The organism is Micromonospora sp. NPDC049359 (assembly GCF_044466585.1).
GTDB lineage: Bacteria > Actinomycetota > Actinomycetes > Mycobacteriales > Micromonosporaceae > Micromonospora.
On the sequence record NZ_JBITMW010000006.1, the window covers coordinates 385,582 to 401,004 of the forward strand.

The window sequence follows — 15,423 nt, forward strand, 5'->3', positions numbered from 1 at the left end:
CCGTTCCAGAGCCTCGGGGATGCCTGGCCGAACCCTGGATCAGGCGTCCCCGAGGTGCATCGACAGCGCCGCCACGGTCGAGACCGCCAGCTCACGATCGAACACCTCGTCGCGCGGCACGAAGACCATGGCCTGCCCCTCGCCAAGCACCACGTCCTTCTGCCGCGCGGTGGTGGCGCCACGGAACACGTGCACCGTCACGGTGTGGGGAAAAGCGGCCTCGTACGGACGTGGACCGCTCCACAGCAGGTGCAGCTCACCGGCTGTCAGGCCCGTCTCCTCCAGCAGCTCGCGGCGGGCCGCCTGCTCGGGCGACTCGCCGGGCTCAACGTGGCCGCCAGGAAGGCTCCACTGGTTCGGCGAGACGGGCGCGTGCTCATCGCGATGCTGCATGAGCACGGCTCCGGACGGATCGACGAGCAGAACGAGGGCGACGTCGTAGGTGGCCACCACGAGACCATTTCACCCTGCCCGACTCCTGTCACGCTGCTCTTCCGCTCTGCTGCCCACCGCGTCCGCCGTGACCGTGACCGGCAGGGCTTGCGGTGGACGGTGGGCCGCTGTCAGGCGGGTGGCATCGCCTGGTTCGGAGGGCTGCGCCGGCCGCGCGCCGTGTCCTCGGCGGCGAGCGCCGCGAGGACGAGCGTCGTGAAGGCCAATGGCACCTCCGGCGGCAGGTGGACCGCAACGGGAGACAGGGCGGCCAGCACGAGGATGGCGATCAACCGGGGTACGGTCACCCGGCCGAAGATCACGTATTCGAAGCCGACGCGGCCCAGCAGGAACAGGGCGGGACCGCCAATGATGCCGACGCTCCAGGGCGCTGGCGTGTGGGCGGCGGGTCGGTCCATGGCCAGCGTGAAGCCGACCGCCGCGAGGAGGGTCCCGGCGACCATGGTCATGTGGGCGTACGCCGACCACTGGCTGAGCCGGTGGGGATCGCGGGCGGCGTTGATGGCTGGCCCGAGCTGGCTCCCCGCCTGGTAGATGTAGAGCCGCCACATGAGCGCGGCGCTGGCGAAGGCGAGGACGAGCGCCACGGTACGACGGGGCGTGAACCCGTAGGAACTGGTGGCGGTGAAGGTCATGCCCATGGCCAGGACGATCTCGCCGAGCGCGATGATGAAGACCTGCCGGTAACGCTCGGCGATGTGGGTGGCGGTGATCTCCAGGGCCGCTCCCCGCTCGTGTCCGAGCCGGCTCGGGGTGGGCCAGCGCAGTGCCGCCGCGACGTAGTCCACGGTCAGCGCCCCCAGCCACAGGATGCCGCGGGCCCAACCGTCGACGAATGCTCCGGGGATCCACAGCAGCGTCGAGATCAGGGACCAGAACCGGGCCCGCAGCACATGGTTCAGAACGGGCGTCTTGCGGGCCGCCCGTATGACGAACAGGAAGCGCCCGAAATTGATGAGGGCGAAGGTGGCGGCGAAGAACGGGCCGTTGCCGTGGAATCCCTCGGGCACCTGGATGGCCATCAGGAAGACGCCGAACATGACCAGCACGACGTACCACTGGACCGACGCGTGCTGCGGATCGAACTGGTCGGTCATCCACGCCGTCAGGATCCAGACCCACCACAGCGCCAGCAGCAGCACGAGCGCCTCGAACCCACCCTTGAGAGTGAGGTCGTTGACCAGCAGGTGAGTGAGCTGGGTCAGGGCGAAGACGTACACCAGGTCGAAGAAGAGCTCGATGAACGCCGGCTGCTTCGGAGCCGTCCGGTCGCGCAGCAGTGGCCGCTGCGGTGCGTGGCGATTCATCGCAGTCATCTCAGCACCCGCGCTGGTCTTCGTAACCTGGATCCGCCAGACTCCCCGGTATGCGTGATCGTTCTCGCCGGTGGGCGTGGGTCGGTGTCCTCCTTGTCGGGCTGATCCTCTACGTGGCGGTGCTGCGGACCCTGGTCCGCACCCAGAATCCGAACTTCGTGCCGGCGCTGATCCTGCTCGGCGCGACCCTGGCGCCCCTGACGTTCCTGACGTTCGCCCAGGCCCGTACCGGGCGGTGGCAGGTGCCGGCGTCGGTGCTGGTGACGTCGGCGTTCTTCGGTGGGGTGATCGGCACGGTGGTGGCCGGCACCCTGGAGTACGACACCCTGCGCGGCCTCGGTGGGCTGCCCATGCTGTTCGTGGCGCTGATCGAGGAGTCGGCCAAGCTGATCGTCCCCGTGGTGCTGTTGTTCACGGCCCTGGCCCAGCATCGCCGTCGGGTGCCGTCCGACGGTCTGGTCATCGGCGTGGCGGCCGGCATGGGCTTCGCCGCGCTGGAGACGATGGGGTACGCCTTCACCGCCCTGCTCAGCTCGAAGGGCAACATCGGCGCGGTGGAGCAGACCCTGTTCATCCGGGGGCTGACCGCGCCCGCCGGGCACACCGCCTGGACCGGGTTGACCGCCGGCGCGCTGTGGGCGCTGCTGGCCACCCCGAGCGTCCGCCGCCTGTTCGGGTTCCTGGGCACCTTCGTGGGCGTCGTCGTCCTGCACACGCTCTGGGACACCTTCACCGGTTCGTTCGTCTTCGTCGCCGTGGCGATCGTGAGCATCGGCTGGCTGCTCTGGGAGCTGCGCCGCTACCGGACCTTCGGCGACCATCTGGCCGCCGGGCATCCGTAGTCGACGACCCCGTCCACCATGCCTCCCTCGGCCGCCGTGACCCGGCCGGGGGAGGCATCGCTCTGCTGATCTCGCTGCGGCGGGCCCGTCCGCTCAGCTACTGTCGGAGTATTCATATTTTGGGTCTTTCGTCGGGAAGGTGCAGCGATGGGGGTGCGCCGCTGGATCGAGAGCTGGCCGCTCTATCGCCAGCTCAGCGGCACCGACCCGCTCGGTCGCGGCGCCGCCGCCAAGTCGGCCCGATCCCGGTCGCTGACCGCCCGCACCGAGACCGCCGAGAGTGTCGCGCGGTCGGTGTGTCCGTACTGCGCGGTGGGGTGCGGTCAGCGGGTCTTCGTCGCCGACGGGCAGGTCACGCAGATCGAGGGTGACCCGGACAGTCCGATCTCGCGCGGTCGGTTGTGTCCCAAGGGGTCCGCGAGCAAGAGCCTGGTGACGAGTCCGCTGCGCCAGACGACGGTCCGCTACCGCCGTCCGTACGGCACCGAGTGGGAGGACCTGGACCTCGACACGGCGCTCAACATGATCGCGGACCGGGTCCTGGCCGCCCGGGACGAGACCTGGGAGGACGTGGACGAGCAGGGCCGGCCGTTGCACCGGACGCTGGGGATTTCCAGCCTGGGTGGGGCGACGCTGGACAACGAGGAGAACTACCTCATCAAGAAGTTGTTCACGGCGATGGGGGCGTTGCAGATCGAGAACCAGGCGCGTATTTGACACTCCGCCACCGTCCCCGGTCTGGGGGCCAGCTTCGGTCGCGGCGGCGCCACCCAGTACCAGCAGGACCTGTCGAACTCCGACGTGATCATCATCCAGGGTTCGAACATGGCCGAGGCGCATCCGGTCGGTTTCCAGTGGGTGATGGAGGCCAAGCGTCGGGGCGCGAAGGTGTTCCACGTCGACCCGCGGTTCACGCGCACGAGCGCGGTGGCGGACGCGTACCTGCCGATCCGGGCGGGGACGGACATCGCGTTGTTGGGTGGGGTGATCCGGTACATCCTCGACAACGAGCTGGACTTCCGCGAGTACGTCCTCGCCTACACCAACGCCGCCACCATCGTGACCGACGACTTCCAGGACACCGAGGACCTGCACGGGCTCTTCTCCGGCTTCGTCGAGGCCAACGCCAGCTACGACCAGAGCAGTTGGCAGTACGAGGGCGCCCCGGAGAACATCTCCACCCGGGACACCGAGACGCAGCGGGAGACGGCGGCGGGGCTGGAGCACGAGTCGCACGGTGCGCCGGTGGGTGGGCAGACCCAGCGGGACGAGACGTTGCACCATCCGCGCTGCGTCTATCAGATCCTCAAGCGGCACTATGCCCGCTACACGCCGGAGATGGTGGAGCGGGTCTGCGGTATTCCCCAGGAGAAGTTCCTGGAGCTGGCGCGGGCGTGGACGGAGAACTCGGGCCGGGAACGCACCGGGATGCTTGTCTATTCGGTGGGTTGGACGCAGCACAGCGTGGGCGTGCAGTACATCCGTGCCGGGGCGATCATCCAGCTCCTGCTGGGCAACGTGGGCCGTCCGGGTGGCGGGGTCATGGCGTTGCGCGGGCACGCGAGCATCCAGGGCTCGACCGACATCCCGACCCTGTTCAACCTGCTGCCCGGCTACCTGCCCATGCCTCACCACGCCGACCACCCGACCCTCGACGAGTGGATCGGCAGCATCGCCCATCCCGAGCAGAAGGGCTTCTGGGGCAACGCGCGCGCCTACGGGGTAAACCTGCTCAAGGCGTACTGGGGTGACGCGGCCACCGCCGAGAACGACTACTGCTACGGCCACCTGCCCCGGATGACCGGCGACCACGGCACGTACCAGCAGGTATTGGACATGATCGACGGGAAGATCAAGGGGTACTTCCTGCTCGGTCAGAACCCGGCCGTCGGGTCCGCGCACGGCCGGGCGCAGCGCCTGGGCATGGCGAACCTCGACTGGCTGGTCGTGCGGGACCTGTTCATGATCGAGAGCGCGACGTTCTGGAAGAACGGCCCCGAGGTGGCCACCGGCGAGATCGTGCCCGAGGAGTGCCGCACCGAGGTGTTCTTCCTGCCCGCCGCGTCGCACGTGGAGAAGGAGGGCACGTTCACGCAGACCCAGCGGCTGTTGCAGTGGCGGGAGAAGGCCGTCGAGCCGCCGGGCGACGCCCGCTCCGAGCTGTGGTTCTTCTACCACCTCGGTCGCATCATCCGGGAACGCCTCGCGCGCTCGACCCGACCGCGCGACCGGGCGCTGCTCGACCTCACCTGGGACTACCCCACGCACGGTCCGCACGCGGAGCCCAGCGCCGAGTCGGTGCTGCGCGAGATCAACGGGTACGACGTGACGACCGGCCGACCGTTGGCGAGCTACACGGAGATGAAGGACGACGGCTCCACGGCGGGGGGCTGCTGGATCTACACGGGGGTGTACGCCGACGGCGTCAACCAGGCCGCCCGCCGCAAGCCCGGCGCGGAACAGTCCCTGGTGGCGCCCGAATGGGGTTGGGCCTGGCCGTCGAACCGGCGCATCCTCTACAACCGTGCCTCCGCCGACCCGGACGGCCGCCCGTGGAGCGAACGCAAGAAGTACGTCTGGTGGGACGCGGAGAAATCCGAGTGGACCGGCTACGACGTGCCGGACTTCGAGAAGACCAAGGCGCCCTCGTACCGGCCCCCGCCGAACACCTCGGGCGTCGCGGGCATCGCGGGCGACGACCCGTTCATCCTCCAGGGCGACGGCAAGGGTTGGCTGTACGCGCCCAGCGGCGTCCTGGACGGGCCGCTGCCCACCCACTACGAGCCGGTCGAGTCGCCGGTGCGTAACCCGCTCTACCGCCAGCAGGCCAACCCGACCCGCAAGGTCTACATCCATCCGATCAACAACCTCAACCCGAGCCCACCGGAGCAGCACAGCGACGTCTTCCCGTACGTCTTCACGGTCAGCCGGCTCACCGAGCACCACACGGCCGGCGGCATGAGCCGGACCGTGCCGCACCTCGCCGAGCTGCAACCGGAGATGTTCGTCGAGGTGTCGCCCGAGCTGGCCGCGCACCGGGGACTGACTCACCTGGGTTGGGCGCACCTGGTCACCACCCGCGCGGCCATCGAGGCACGGGTCCTGGTGACCGACCGCGTGACACCCCTGCGGGTTGACGGTCGGATCCTGCACCAGGTGTGGCTGCCGTACCACTTCGGGTTCGAGGGTCTGGTGACCGGCGACTCGGCCAACGACCTGTTCGGCATCACCCTCGACCCCAACGTCCTCATCCAGGAGAGCAAGGTCGGCACGTGCGACGTACGGCCCGGCCGGCGACCGAGAGGACAGGACCTGCTGGATCTTGTCCTGGACTACCGGCGACGGTCGGGCAACCTGAGCCACCGCTATCCGCCGCTGGTCACGACCGACGTCGCCGACAGCAGCAGCGACCAGGAGGACTGAGCGATGCCGCATGCCAACGCCCTGTACGGGCCGCTCGATCCGGCGCCGGACGCGGGTTATGTGGACGCGCCGCAGCGGATGGGGTTCTTCACCGATACGAGTGTGTGTATCGGGTGTAAGGCGTGTGAGGTGGCGTGCAAGGAGTGGAACGACGTCCCGGGAAGTGGTCTGGATCTGTTGGGGATGTCGTATGACAACACGGGTGCGTTGACGGCGAACTCGTGGCGGCATGTGGCGTTCGTGGAGCAGCCGCGCCCACTCGGTGGGACCACCCCGGCGTTCGCCGGGTACCCGGACGGGCCGGCGGTCAGCCCGGCGACGGCGGCCGTCGGGGCGCGGACCGCCGCCGACACCGGCACCGACCCGGGTCTGGCACCTGGCGAGCCCGCTGCGGCGACCCGCATGTCGGGCGGCCCGGAGTTCCTGGGTATGCCGGGGGCGCAGCCGCCGGGGCGTGGTTCTGGCGCGGAGGGTCGGTCGGATTTTCGGTGGTTGATGATGTCGGATGTGTGTAAGCACTGCACGCATGCGGCTTGTTTGGATGTGTGTCCGACGGGGTCGTTGTTCCGGACGGAGTTCGGGACGGTGGTGGTGCAGGAGGACATCTGTAATGGGTGTGGGTACTGCATTTCGGCGTGTCCGTACGGGGTGATTGATCAGCGTAAGGGTGATGGTCGGGCGTGGAAGTGCACGTTGTGTTACGACCGTCTGGGTGTGGGGATGACGCCGGCGTGTGCGCAGGCGTGTCCGACGGAGTCGATCCAGTACGGGCCCCTCGACGAGTTGCGGGAGCGGGCGGCGGTGCGGGTGGCGACGTTGCACGGCCGGGGTGTTCCCGAGGCCCGCTTGTACGGGCACGACCCGGACGATGGTGTGGGTGGTGACGGGGCGTTCTTCCTGCTGCTGGACGAGCCGGAGGTGTACGGGCTGCCGCCGGACCCGGTGGTGACGACCCGGGACCTACCGGCCATGTGGAAACACGCCGGCATCGCCGCCCTGACGATGGCCGCCGTCACGGTTGGCGCGTTCCTCGGCAGGCGGTCATGACGCGCGAGCAGCTGACCGTGCCACCGGCCGACTTCAGCTCCTACTACGGTCGGCCGATCCTCAAGGCGCCGGTGTGGAAGCGCGACATCGCCGGATACCTGTTCACCGGGGGCCTCGCCGCCGGCGGCGCCCTGATCGGCGCGGGCGCCCAACTGACCGGACGTCCCGAGTTGCGCCGGGTGGGCCGCTGGACGGCTCTCGGCGGCACCCTCGCCAGCGCGTACCTGCTGGTGCACGACCTCGGTCGGCCGGCGCGGTTCCACCACATGCTCCGGGTCGCCAAACCGACCTCGCCCATGTCGATGGGCACCTGGATCCTCACCGCGTTCGGCCCGGCCGCCGGGGTGGCCGCGGTCGCCGAACTCGCGCCACGGCTGCCACGGCACGGTGTGCTGGGCCTCGCCCGTCGGCTGGCGCCCGGCGTCGGTGACATCGCCGGTCTCGCCGCGGCGGCCACCGCTCCGGCACTGGCCACGTACACCGGGGTCCTGCTCGCCGACACCGCCGTACCGGCCTGGCACGACGCGTACCCCGATCTGCCGTTCGTCTTCGGCGGCAGCGCGCTCGTCGCGGCCGCCGGGGTCGGCCTCATCGTGGCGCCCCCCGCCCAGACCGCCCCGCTGCGCCGGCTCGCCGTCGCCGGCGCGGCCCTCAAGCTGGTCGGTGGTCACCGGATGGAGCGGCTGCCGGTCACGGGCGAGCCCTACCGCAGCGGTCACAGCGGTCGCCTGGTCCGGGCGGGCAACGTGTTGATCAGCGTTGGCGCGGTCGCCGCGCTGCTCTCCCGACGTAGCCGGTTCCTGTCGGTGCTCTCCGGCGCGGCCCTGGTGGCCTCGTCGGTGGCCACCCGGTTCGGGATCTTCGAGGCCGGATCGGTGTCCGCGCGCGATCCGAGATACACGGTCGTACCCCAGCGGGAACGCCTCGCCGGCGCCGGCCGGCGCTGACCGCCCCGCGCGGTGAGCGCCGGCCGCTCCGGCCGCCTCAGCCGGTGAAGAGCTTCGCGGCCGTGCTGACGGTCTCGACGATGCCGTAGCCGAGCAGCACCGCGACGAGCAGCCACGACAGCCAGAGCCGCCCGGTCTGATCGCCGACGTGTTCGGGCACGGGTGGTGTGCTCTGCGGGCCGAGGGCGACCGGCTCGGTGACGCTCGCCCGGGCCACGGGCGAGGCCGACCCCCGGTCCGGCTCGTGGAACCGGTCGGGGACGGCACGGACCAGCAGGTTGGCGACGAAGCCGATGGCGAGCACGCCGACCATGGTGAACAGAGCGGGCCGGTACGCCGACGCGGTGAGCGTCCCGGGCTTGCCCTGGGTGTCGAGGATCCGGTTGACGATCAGCGGGCCGGCGATGCCCGCCGCCGACCAGGCGGTCAGCAACCGCCCGTGGATGGCGCCGACCTGGAAGGTCCCGAACAGATCCCGCAGGTACGCGGGCATGGTGGCGAAGCCGCCGCCGTAGAAGGAGATGATCAGAGCGGCGATCAGTACGAAGAGCGCCGTCGCCGCGTGCCCGGCCACCGCTAGCAGCGCGTAGAGCACCATGCCGACACCGAGGTAGACCAGGTAGATCGGCTTGCGGCCGATCACGTCGGACGTCGTCGACCAGACGAACCGGCCGGCCATGTTGAACAGCGACAGCACACCCACGAAGCCGGCCGCCGCCGACACCGACACGGCGGTGGACCCGTTGTCCCGGAAGAAGTCCTGAATCATCGGGCTGGCCTGCTCCAGGATGCCGATGCCCGCCGTGACGTTGCAGAACAGCACGATCCACAGCAGCCAGAACGAGCGGGTGCGTACGGCGTTGGACGCGGAGACGCTCGCCCTCGTCACCAGCGGTCGGGCCGCGACCCGATCGGGGTCGAACCCGGCGGGCCGCCAGTCGGGCGGTGGCACCCGCACGTTGAACGGACCGAACATCATGATCACGAAGTAGCCGATGCCGAACGTGACGAACAGTCCCACGAGGGCGGACCCGGACGCCACCGCCGCCGGGTTGGCCGGGTTGTAGTCGGGGTCGTAGAGCGACAGCAGTTGGCGCGCGAGTGGACCGGCGACCAGAGCGCCACCGCCGAACCCCATGATCGCCAGGCCGGTGGCGAGTCCCGGCCGGTCCGGGAACCACTTGATCAGCGTGGAGACGGGCGAGATGTAGCCGATGCCCAGTCCGATGCCGCCGATGACGCCGTAGCCGAGGTAGAGCAGCCAGAGTTGCTGGGTCGCGATGCCGAGCGCGCCGACCAGGAAGCCGGTGGCCCAGAAGCAGGCGGAGACGAACATCGCCCGGCGCGGGCCGTTGCGCTCCACCCACCGGCCGCCCACCGCCGCCGACGATCCCAGCATGACGATGGCGATGCTGAAGATCGCCCCGATCGCCGTCTGGCTCGCGTCGAAGTGCGCGATGAGCGAGTTCTTGTAGACGCTCGTCGCGTAGACCTGACCGATGCACACGTGCACGGCCAACGCCGCGGTCGGGATGAGCCAGCGGCTGTATCCCGGGGGAGCGACGGTGTGCCGGGGATCGAATACCGACAGCATGGAACTCTCACCTCCTGCGGCTGAGCGGGCAGGCGGCGGGCGCGTCCGGCGTTCGCCGTTGATCGGCTGTAGTTCACGTTACGTGCCCGTACGGCGCTCCTCCCGGATACGGGAAAACACGCTGACCCGGGCCGTGGCGGTCGGCCCGTGCTGACGAACTGCCTGAATCAGGCGGCAGTCAGGCACGCCCGATCCGCGGGTCCTGCCGGTCGGTGAGCCGCAGCCCGACGCCACGGACCACTTCGATCGTGGCGCCGGTGCCGAGGACCACCAGCTTGCGCCGCAGCCGCTTCACCAGGGACTGGACGTCCGCCCGCTGCGCGCGCCCCTCGTCGTGCCACACCGACCGGTGCAGCTCGGCGTAGCTCCACACCCGGACCGGCTCGGTGGTGAGGCAGATCAGCAGGTCATGTTCCAACCGGGTCAGGCCGACCTCGCGCGCCGCGTAGCGGGCGGTGGAGCGGGCCGAGTCGACGACCAGGGCGGGGTGGGACTCGGCCGTCGGCGGACGACCCGGCGACGGCTCGCTCGGCGGCCCGGTCCGCTGCTGCGGCGCTCCGATCAGCCGGCGCAGCTCGTCGAGGTCGGCCACCAGCAGCAGCGGCGCGACGCCGTCGAGCCGCTCCGCGAGTCGAATGCGCTCGCGCGGTGACGGCGTTACCGCGATCAGCAGCGGAAACTCCTCGTCGGCCGGGTCGCCCCCGTCCAACGCCGCGTCGTCGGTCTCCGCCACCGCACCGCCTGGAATCGATGGGCATCCCTGCCCACCTATCGTCATGGTCCTGACAATGTTTGGCAAGCGCGTCACCAGCAGGGCAACCGGTAGCGACAAGATGCTCACAGCAAGTTCTTGATCGTCCTTTCCTCTCGATCATAGTGTCCACTCGGGCAACCGGCGTGACCCGCGCGGTGCATGGGGGAGGCATGAAGGGGTCCGTTCGCTCGGTTCCGTCGAGTGGATCTCGTGCACTTCCCACCATGGCCCACGTACACCCCTGGGTCGTTCTGAGGAAGGCGGCACCGATGTTCAGACGTCCACAATGGAGACGCACGGCCAGATCGGCGGTAAGCGCCGGCGCGGCGCTGGTCCTCGCCGCCACGTGCCTGGCCAGCTTCGGCTCCGGGGCGCAGGCCGCGCCCGGCTCGACGGGTACCGCCGTCGGGGACAAGATCCGGCCGGAACTCGCCAAGCAGTTCGAGGCCAAGAGCGCAGGGGACTTCTGGATTCGGTTCAAGGACCGCGCGGACCTGAGCAAGGCCAGCGCCATCAAGGACTGGACCAAGCGGGGCGCGGCCGTGGCGCAGGCGCTGCGGGACAGCGCCGCCGGGAGCCAGAGCAAGGTCCGCGCCGAACTCGACAGCTCCGGTACGAAGTACCAGAGCTTCTGGGCCACCAACGCCATCAAGGTGAACAGCGGCTCCCTGGCGATGGCCCAGCAGTTCGCCGCCCGCAGCGAGGTCGAGGGCCTCTACGCCCCGGTCGCCTACGAGCTGCCGAAACTGACCAAGGGGACCGACGAGAAGACCGTCAACGCGGTCGAGTGGGGCGTCGCCAACATCAACGCCGACGACGTCTGGTCCCAGTACGGCGTCACCGGCGAGGGCGTCACCATCGCGAGCATCGACAGCGGTGTGCAGTACGACCACCCGGCCCTGGTGAACTCCTACCGTGGCAACAACGGCGACGGCACGTTCGACCACGACTACAACTGGTTCGACGCCGCCGGGACGTGCGACGGCGCGCCCTGCGACGACGACGGCCACGGTACGCACACCATGGGCACCATGGCCGGCTCCGCCGGCGCGAACCAGATCGGTGTCGCGCCCGGCGTCAAGTGGATCGCGGCGAACGGCTGCTGCCCCACCGACGAGGCGCTGATCGAATCCGGTCAGTGGATGCTCGAGCCGACCGACTCGAACGGCCAGAACCCGGACGCCAGCAAGCGCCCCAACATCATCAACAACTCGTGGGGCACCCGACTGCCGTCCAACGAGCCGTTCATGGAGGACGTGACCCTGGCCTGGGCCGCCTCGGGCATCTTCGGGGTGTTCTCCAACGGCAACAGCGGACCGGCGTGCCAGACCAGCGGTTCGCCGGGAAGCCTGGCCAGCAACTACTCGGCGGGCGCGTACGACGTCAACAACAACATCGCCAGCTTCTCGGCCCGGGGCGTCGGGCAGAACGGCGAGATCAAGCCCAACATCTCCGCGCCCGGCGTGAACGTCCGGTCGAGCGTCCCCGGCAACGGGTACGGCACCGCCAGCGGCACGTCAATGGCCGCACCGCACCTGGTGGGCGCGATCGCCCTGCTGTACTCGGCGGCACCCTCGCTGGTCGGTGACGTCGACGCGACGCGCGCGCTGCTCAACGGCACCGCGATCGACAAGGCCGACGACCAGTGCGGTGGCACCGCCGCGGACAACAACGTCTGGGGTGAGGGCCGGCTGGACGCCCTCGCGCTGCTCAACGCCGCCCCCACCGGCGACGTCGGCACCCTGGCCGGCACGGTCACCGACGCGGCCACCGGCGCCCCGATCGCCGGCGCGACCCTGACGCTCACCGGCCCGACCTCGCGCGAGATCACCACGGGCGCCGACGGCACGTACTCGACCCTCCTCCCGACCGGTGACTACCAGGTCGTCGTGTCCGCGTTCGGATACGGCAGCGCCACGAAGACGGCGACGGTCACCAACCGCACGACCACGACGCTCGACGTCGCCCTGACGGCGGTGCCGCGCGTCAACGTCACCGGCTCGGTCACCGACGGCTCCGGCCACGGCTGGCCGCTATACGCGAAGGTGACCGTGAGCGGCCCGGCGGGCGTGTACGACTACACGACCCCGTCGAACGGCCGCTACAGCATCACGGTGCCGGCCGGGCAGACGTACACCCTGACGTACGAGGTGCAGTACCCGGGCTACCAGAAGGTCACCAAGGAGGTCGTGGTCGGCACCCGCAACGTGACGGCCAACGTCGCGGTGCCGGTGGACACCACCAGGTGCACGACAGCCCCCGGCTACACGTTCGGCTCCGACGGCGAGTACGAGACCTTCGACGCGACGACCACCCCGGCCGGTTGGTCGGTGGTGGACAACGTCGGCGGCGGCCAGGTGTGGAAGTTCACCGACGACGGTGGCCGGGGCAACCTGACCGGTGGCGCCGGCAACTTCGCGATGATCGACAGTGACGACTACGGCGCGGGCAAGACCCAGGACAGCTCCCTGGTCAGCCCGGTTGTCGACCTGACCGCCGTCAGCGCCCCGGTCATCCGGTTCAACCAGGACTTCAACCAGCTCAACGACGACACCGCCGATGTCGACCTGAGCATCGACGGGGGCGCCACCTGGACGAACGTCCTGCGGCAGGAGACCGACGTCCGGGGACCGAAGCTCACCGAGATCCCGATCCCGCAGGCGGCCGGCAAGTCGCAGGTCCAGGTGCGGTTCCACTACTACGACGCCAAGTACGACTGGTGGTGGGAGGTCGACAACGTCCTGATCGGCAGCCAGGTCACCTGCGTGCCGGTCGACGGCGGCCTGGTCGTGGGCAACGTCCGCGACAAGAACGACGACAGCTACCTCAACGGCGCCACCGTCACCAGCAACGACCGGCCCGCCGAGAAGGCGGTGACCGTGGCGACCCCGGACGACCCGGGGCTGCCGGACGGGTTCTACTGGATCTACTCGACGCTCACCGGTACCCACAAGTTCACCGCGACGGCCGGCAGCTACGTCAGCCAGAGCAAGCAGGTCGACGTCGAGCCTGACTGGGCGACGACCGCGAACTTCGTCCTCGCGGCCGGCCGCCTGTCGGTGGCACCCGCCGCGCTGAGCGCGACGCTCCAGATGCCCAGCGGCAAGGCGACCAGGACGTTCACCGTGACCAACACGGGCGGCGCGCCCGTGGAGGTCGCCTTCGGTGAGCGGGACGACGGCTTCGAGTTGCTGCGGGCCGACGGCTCGCGGGTGACCCGGCAGCAGGCGCTCGGCGCGGCTGGTGCGGCCGAGCAACGGCTGACGGTCCCGACGTCGGTCGCGGCCAGGTCGTCCGGCAAGGCGGCGACGGCGACGCCCGCGGCGGCCGGTCCGCAGGCCGCGCCGTGGACCGACATCGCCGACTACCCGGGCAACATCATGGACAACCGGGTGGTCACCCTGGACGGCAAGGTGTACTCGATCGGTGGTGGTGACGGAACCGCCTCCACCGCGAAGACCTACGCCTACGACCCGGTCGCGCAGGCCTGGACGGCTGCCGCCGACCTTCCCGGCGCCCGCAACGCGCTGACCGTCGGCGTGGTCGGTGGGAAGATCATCGCAACGGGCGGTTGGGGCGACTCCGGTCCGGACGCCGCTACCTGGTCGTACGACCCGGCGGCCAACACCTGGACCGAGCTGGCCGACAACCCCGCGCCACGGGCCGCGGCCGGGCAGGCGGTCGTCGACGGCAAGCTCTACGCCGTGGGCGGGTGCACGACCGCGGCCTGCGTGCCGATGTCGAACACCGTGGTCCGCTACACCCCCGGCACCGACACCTGGGAGACGGTGGCCAACTACCCGAAGTCGGTGGCCTTCGCCTCCTGCGGCGGGATCGACGGCGTCCTCTACTGCACGGGTGGCAACGACGGCACCGCGGCGCAGAAGGCCAGTTACGCCTACGACCCGGGCGCCAACACCTGGACCGCGATCGCGGACGCGCCGACCGACAACTGGGCCAGCTCGTACGCGGTGGCCAGCGGCAAGCTGCTGGTCGTGGGCGGTTCGCAGGGCGGCGCCATCACCAACGCCGGTTTCGCCTTCGACCCGGCCACCAGCTCGTGGTCGAACCTGCCGAACGCCAACACCGCCCGGTACCGGGGTGGCGCGGCGTGTGGCTTCTACAAGATCGGTGGCTCGTCCGGCAGCTTCGACGCGGCGCCGGACAGCGAGGCGCTGCCGGGCTTCGAGGGGTGCGCCGAGGCGGCGGCCGACGTCAGCTGGATGACGATCGACAAGACCACGGCCACCCTCGCGCCGGGGGAGAAGGTCACGGTCACCGTCGGGTTGACCGCGAACGTGGACCAGCCGGGCACCTACTCGGCCGGAGTCACGATCCGGGAGAACACGCCGTACTCGGTGCCGCCGGTGGCGGTGACCATGATCGTGACGCCCCCGAAGACCTGGGGCAAGCTGATGGGTACGGTGACCGGGACGAGCTGCGCGGGCGCGACCGCGCCGATCGCCGGTGCGGTGGTGCAGGTCGACTCGTGGGCGATGTCGTTCACCTTCGCGACCGACGCCGCCGGCAACTACGCCTACTGGATGGACCGCCGGAACAACCCGCTCACGTTGATCGTCGCCAAGGACGGCTGGAAGCCCCAGACCCGTCAGACGAAGATCAGCACCACCACTCCCACGGTGGAGAACTTCGGGTTGGCGCCGATTCGGTGCTGACCCCGAAGCGCTGACGCAGTGATCCGGCCCGCCTGGTCCTCGACCAGGCGGGCCGGCCTTAACCGGCTCACGCAGTGCCACGCCGCGCGTCTTCGCGACCGCCACGCCAGGCGACCGACGGCGACACCACCTGATGAGCGTGATGCCGGTGAGTCATCTAGATGACTCACCGGCATCACGCTCATCAGCATTACCGCCGCCGCTCAGCACCCCGCCCCGACCGCGCTGGTCGCAGAGCCACTCCAATGGTGGTGAACCTTGAGGACACTGCCTAGGTGTGCTGTCCAGGGAGGTTGGTCAACCTGGTGATGGGTGGTAGGCCGCCGGTGGCGGTGTGGGGTCGGTGGTGATTGTAGTGATGCAGGAAGGCC

At 69.9% G+C, this 15,423-nt stretch carries 9 protein-coding genes; 5 read left to right on the plus strand and 4 right to left on the minus strand.

Annotated features, from left to right (window positions below; all coding sequences use genetic code 11):
- Positions 1 to 39 precede the first annotated feature (39 nt).
- Together ACIBTX_RS17215 and ACIBTX_RS17220 are read right to left on the minus strand one after the other, a co-directional pair.
- Positions 40 to 450 carry an NUDIX domain-containing protein gene (locus tag ACIBTX_RS17215; RefSeq protein ID WP_357133185.1) on the minus strand — a complete coding sequence of 137 codons (411 nt, stop codon included), beginning with the start codon at positions 448 to 450 and terminating at the stop codon, positions 40 to 42.
- 113 nt (positions 451 to 563) lie between these two features.
- The gene (locus ACIBTX_RS17220) at positions 564 to 1,760 is read right to left on the minus strand and encodes a low temperature requirement protein A (protein WP_357133187.1); all 1,197 of its coding nucleotides are present in this window, start codon (positions 1,758 to 1,760) and stop codon (positions 564 to 566) included.
- A 59-nt stretch (positions 1,761 to 1,819) separates the two neighbouring features.
- Here ACIBTX_RS17220 and ACIBTX_RS17225 point away from each other — a divergent pair, with 59 nt between their 5' ends.
- The 4 genes from ACIBTX_RS17225 (at position 1,820) to nrfD (ending at position 8,028) form a co-directional block, all read left to right on the plus strand.
- A complete protein-coding gene (locus ACIBTX_RS17225; RefSeq protein ID WP_357133189.1) occupies positions 1,820 to 2,611 on the plus strand; it encodes a PrsW family glutamic-type intramembrane protease in 792 nt (263 codons plus the stop codon).
- Positions 2,612 to 2,758: 147 nt separating this feature from the next.
- Positions 2,759 to 6,034 (plus strand): formate dehydrogenase, encoded by a 3,276-nt coding sequence (gene fdh, locus ACIBTX_RS17230; RefSeq protein WP_396832709.1) that lies wholly within the window; start codon positions 2,759 to 2,761, stop codon positions 6,032 to 6,034.
- A 3-nt stretch (positions 6,035 to 6,037) separates the two neighbouring features.
- On the plus strand, positions 6,038 to 7,081 hold the full coding sequence (locus ACIBTX_RS17235; protein ID WP_357133193.1) for a 4Fe-4S dicluster domain-containing protein: 1,044 nt from the start codon (positions 6,038 to 6,040) through the stop codon (positions 7,079 to 7,081).
- Positions 7,078 to 8,028 carry an NrfD/PsrC family molybdoenzyme membrane anchor subunit gene (gene nrfD / locus ACIBTX_RS17240; RefSeq protein ID WP_357133195.1) on the plus strand — a complete coding sequence of 317 codons (951 nt, stop codon included), beginning with the start codon at positions 7,078 to 7,080 and terminating at the stop codon, positions 8,026 to 8,028. The genes ACIBTX_RS17235 and nrfD overlap by 4 nt, the downstream gene beginning before the upstream one ends.
- A 37-nt stretch (positions 8,029 to 8,065) precedes the next feature.
- On the opposite strand, the gene ACIBTX_RS17245 is transcribed toward nrfD, so the two are convergent.
- Both ACIBTX_RS17245 and ACIBTX_RS17250 read right to left on the minus strand, forming a co-directional pair.
- On the minus strand, positions 8,066 to 9,622 hold the full coding sequence (locus tag ACIBTX_RS17245) for an OFA family MFS transporter (protein WP_357133197.1): 1,557 nt from the start codon (positions 9,620 to 9,622) through the stop codon (positions 8,066 to 8,068).
- 178 nt (positions 9,623 to 9,800) lie between these two features.
- Positions 9,801 to 10,355 carry a winged helix-turn-helix domain-containing protein gene (locus ACIBTX_RS17250; RefSeq protein WP_357133199.1) on the minus strand — a complete coding sequence of 185 codons (555 nt, stop codon included), beginning with the start codon at positions 10,353 to 10,355 and terminating at the stop codon, positions 9,801 to 9,803.
- Positions 10,356 to 10,645: 290 nt separating this feature from the next.
- On the opposite strand from ACIBTX_RS17250, the gene ACIBTX_RS17255 reads away from it, so the two are divergent.
- A complete protein-coding gene (locus ACIBTX_RS17255; RefSeq protein ID WP_357133201.1) occupies positions 10,646 to 15,052 on the plus strand; it encodes a S8 family serine peptidase in 4,407 nt (1,468 codons plus the stop codon).
- Positions 15,053 to 15,423: the final 371 nt, after the last annotated feature.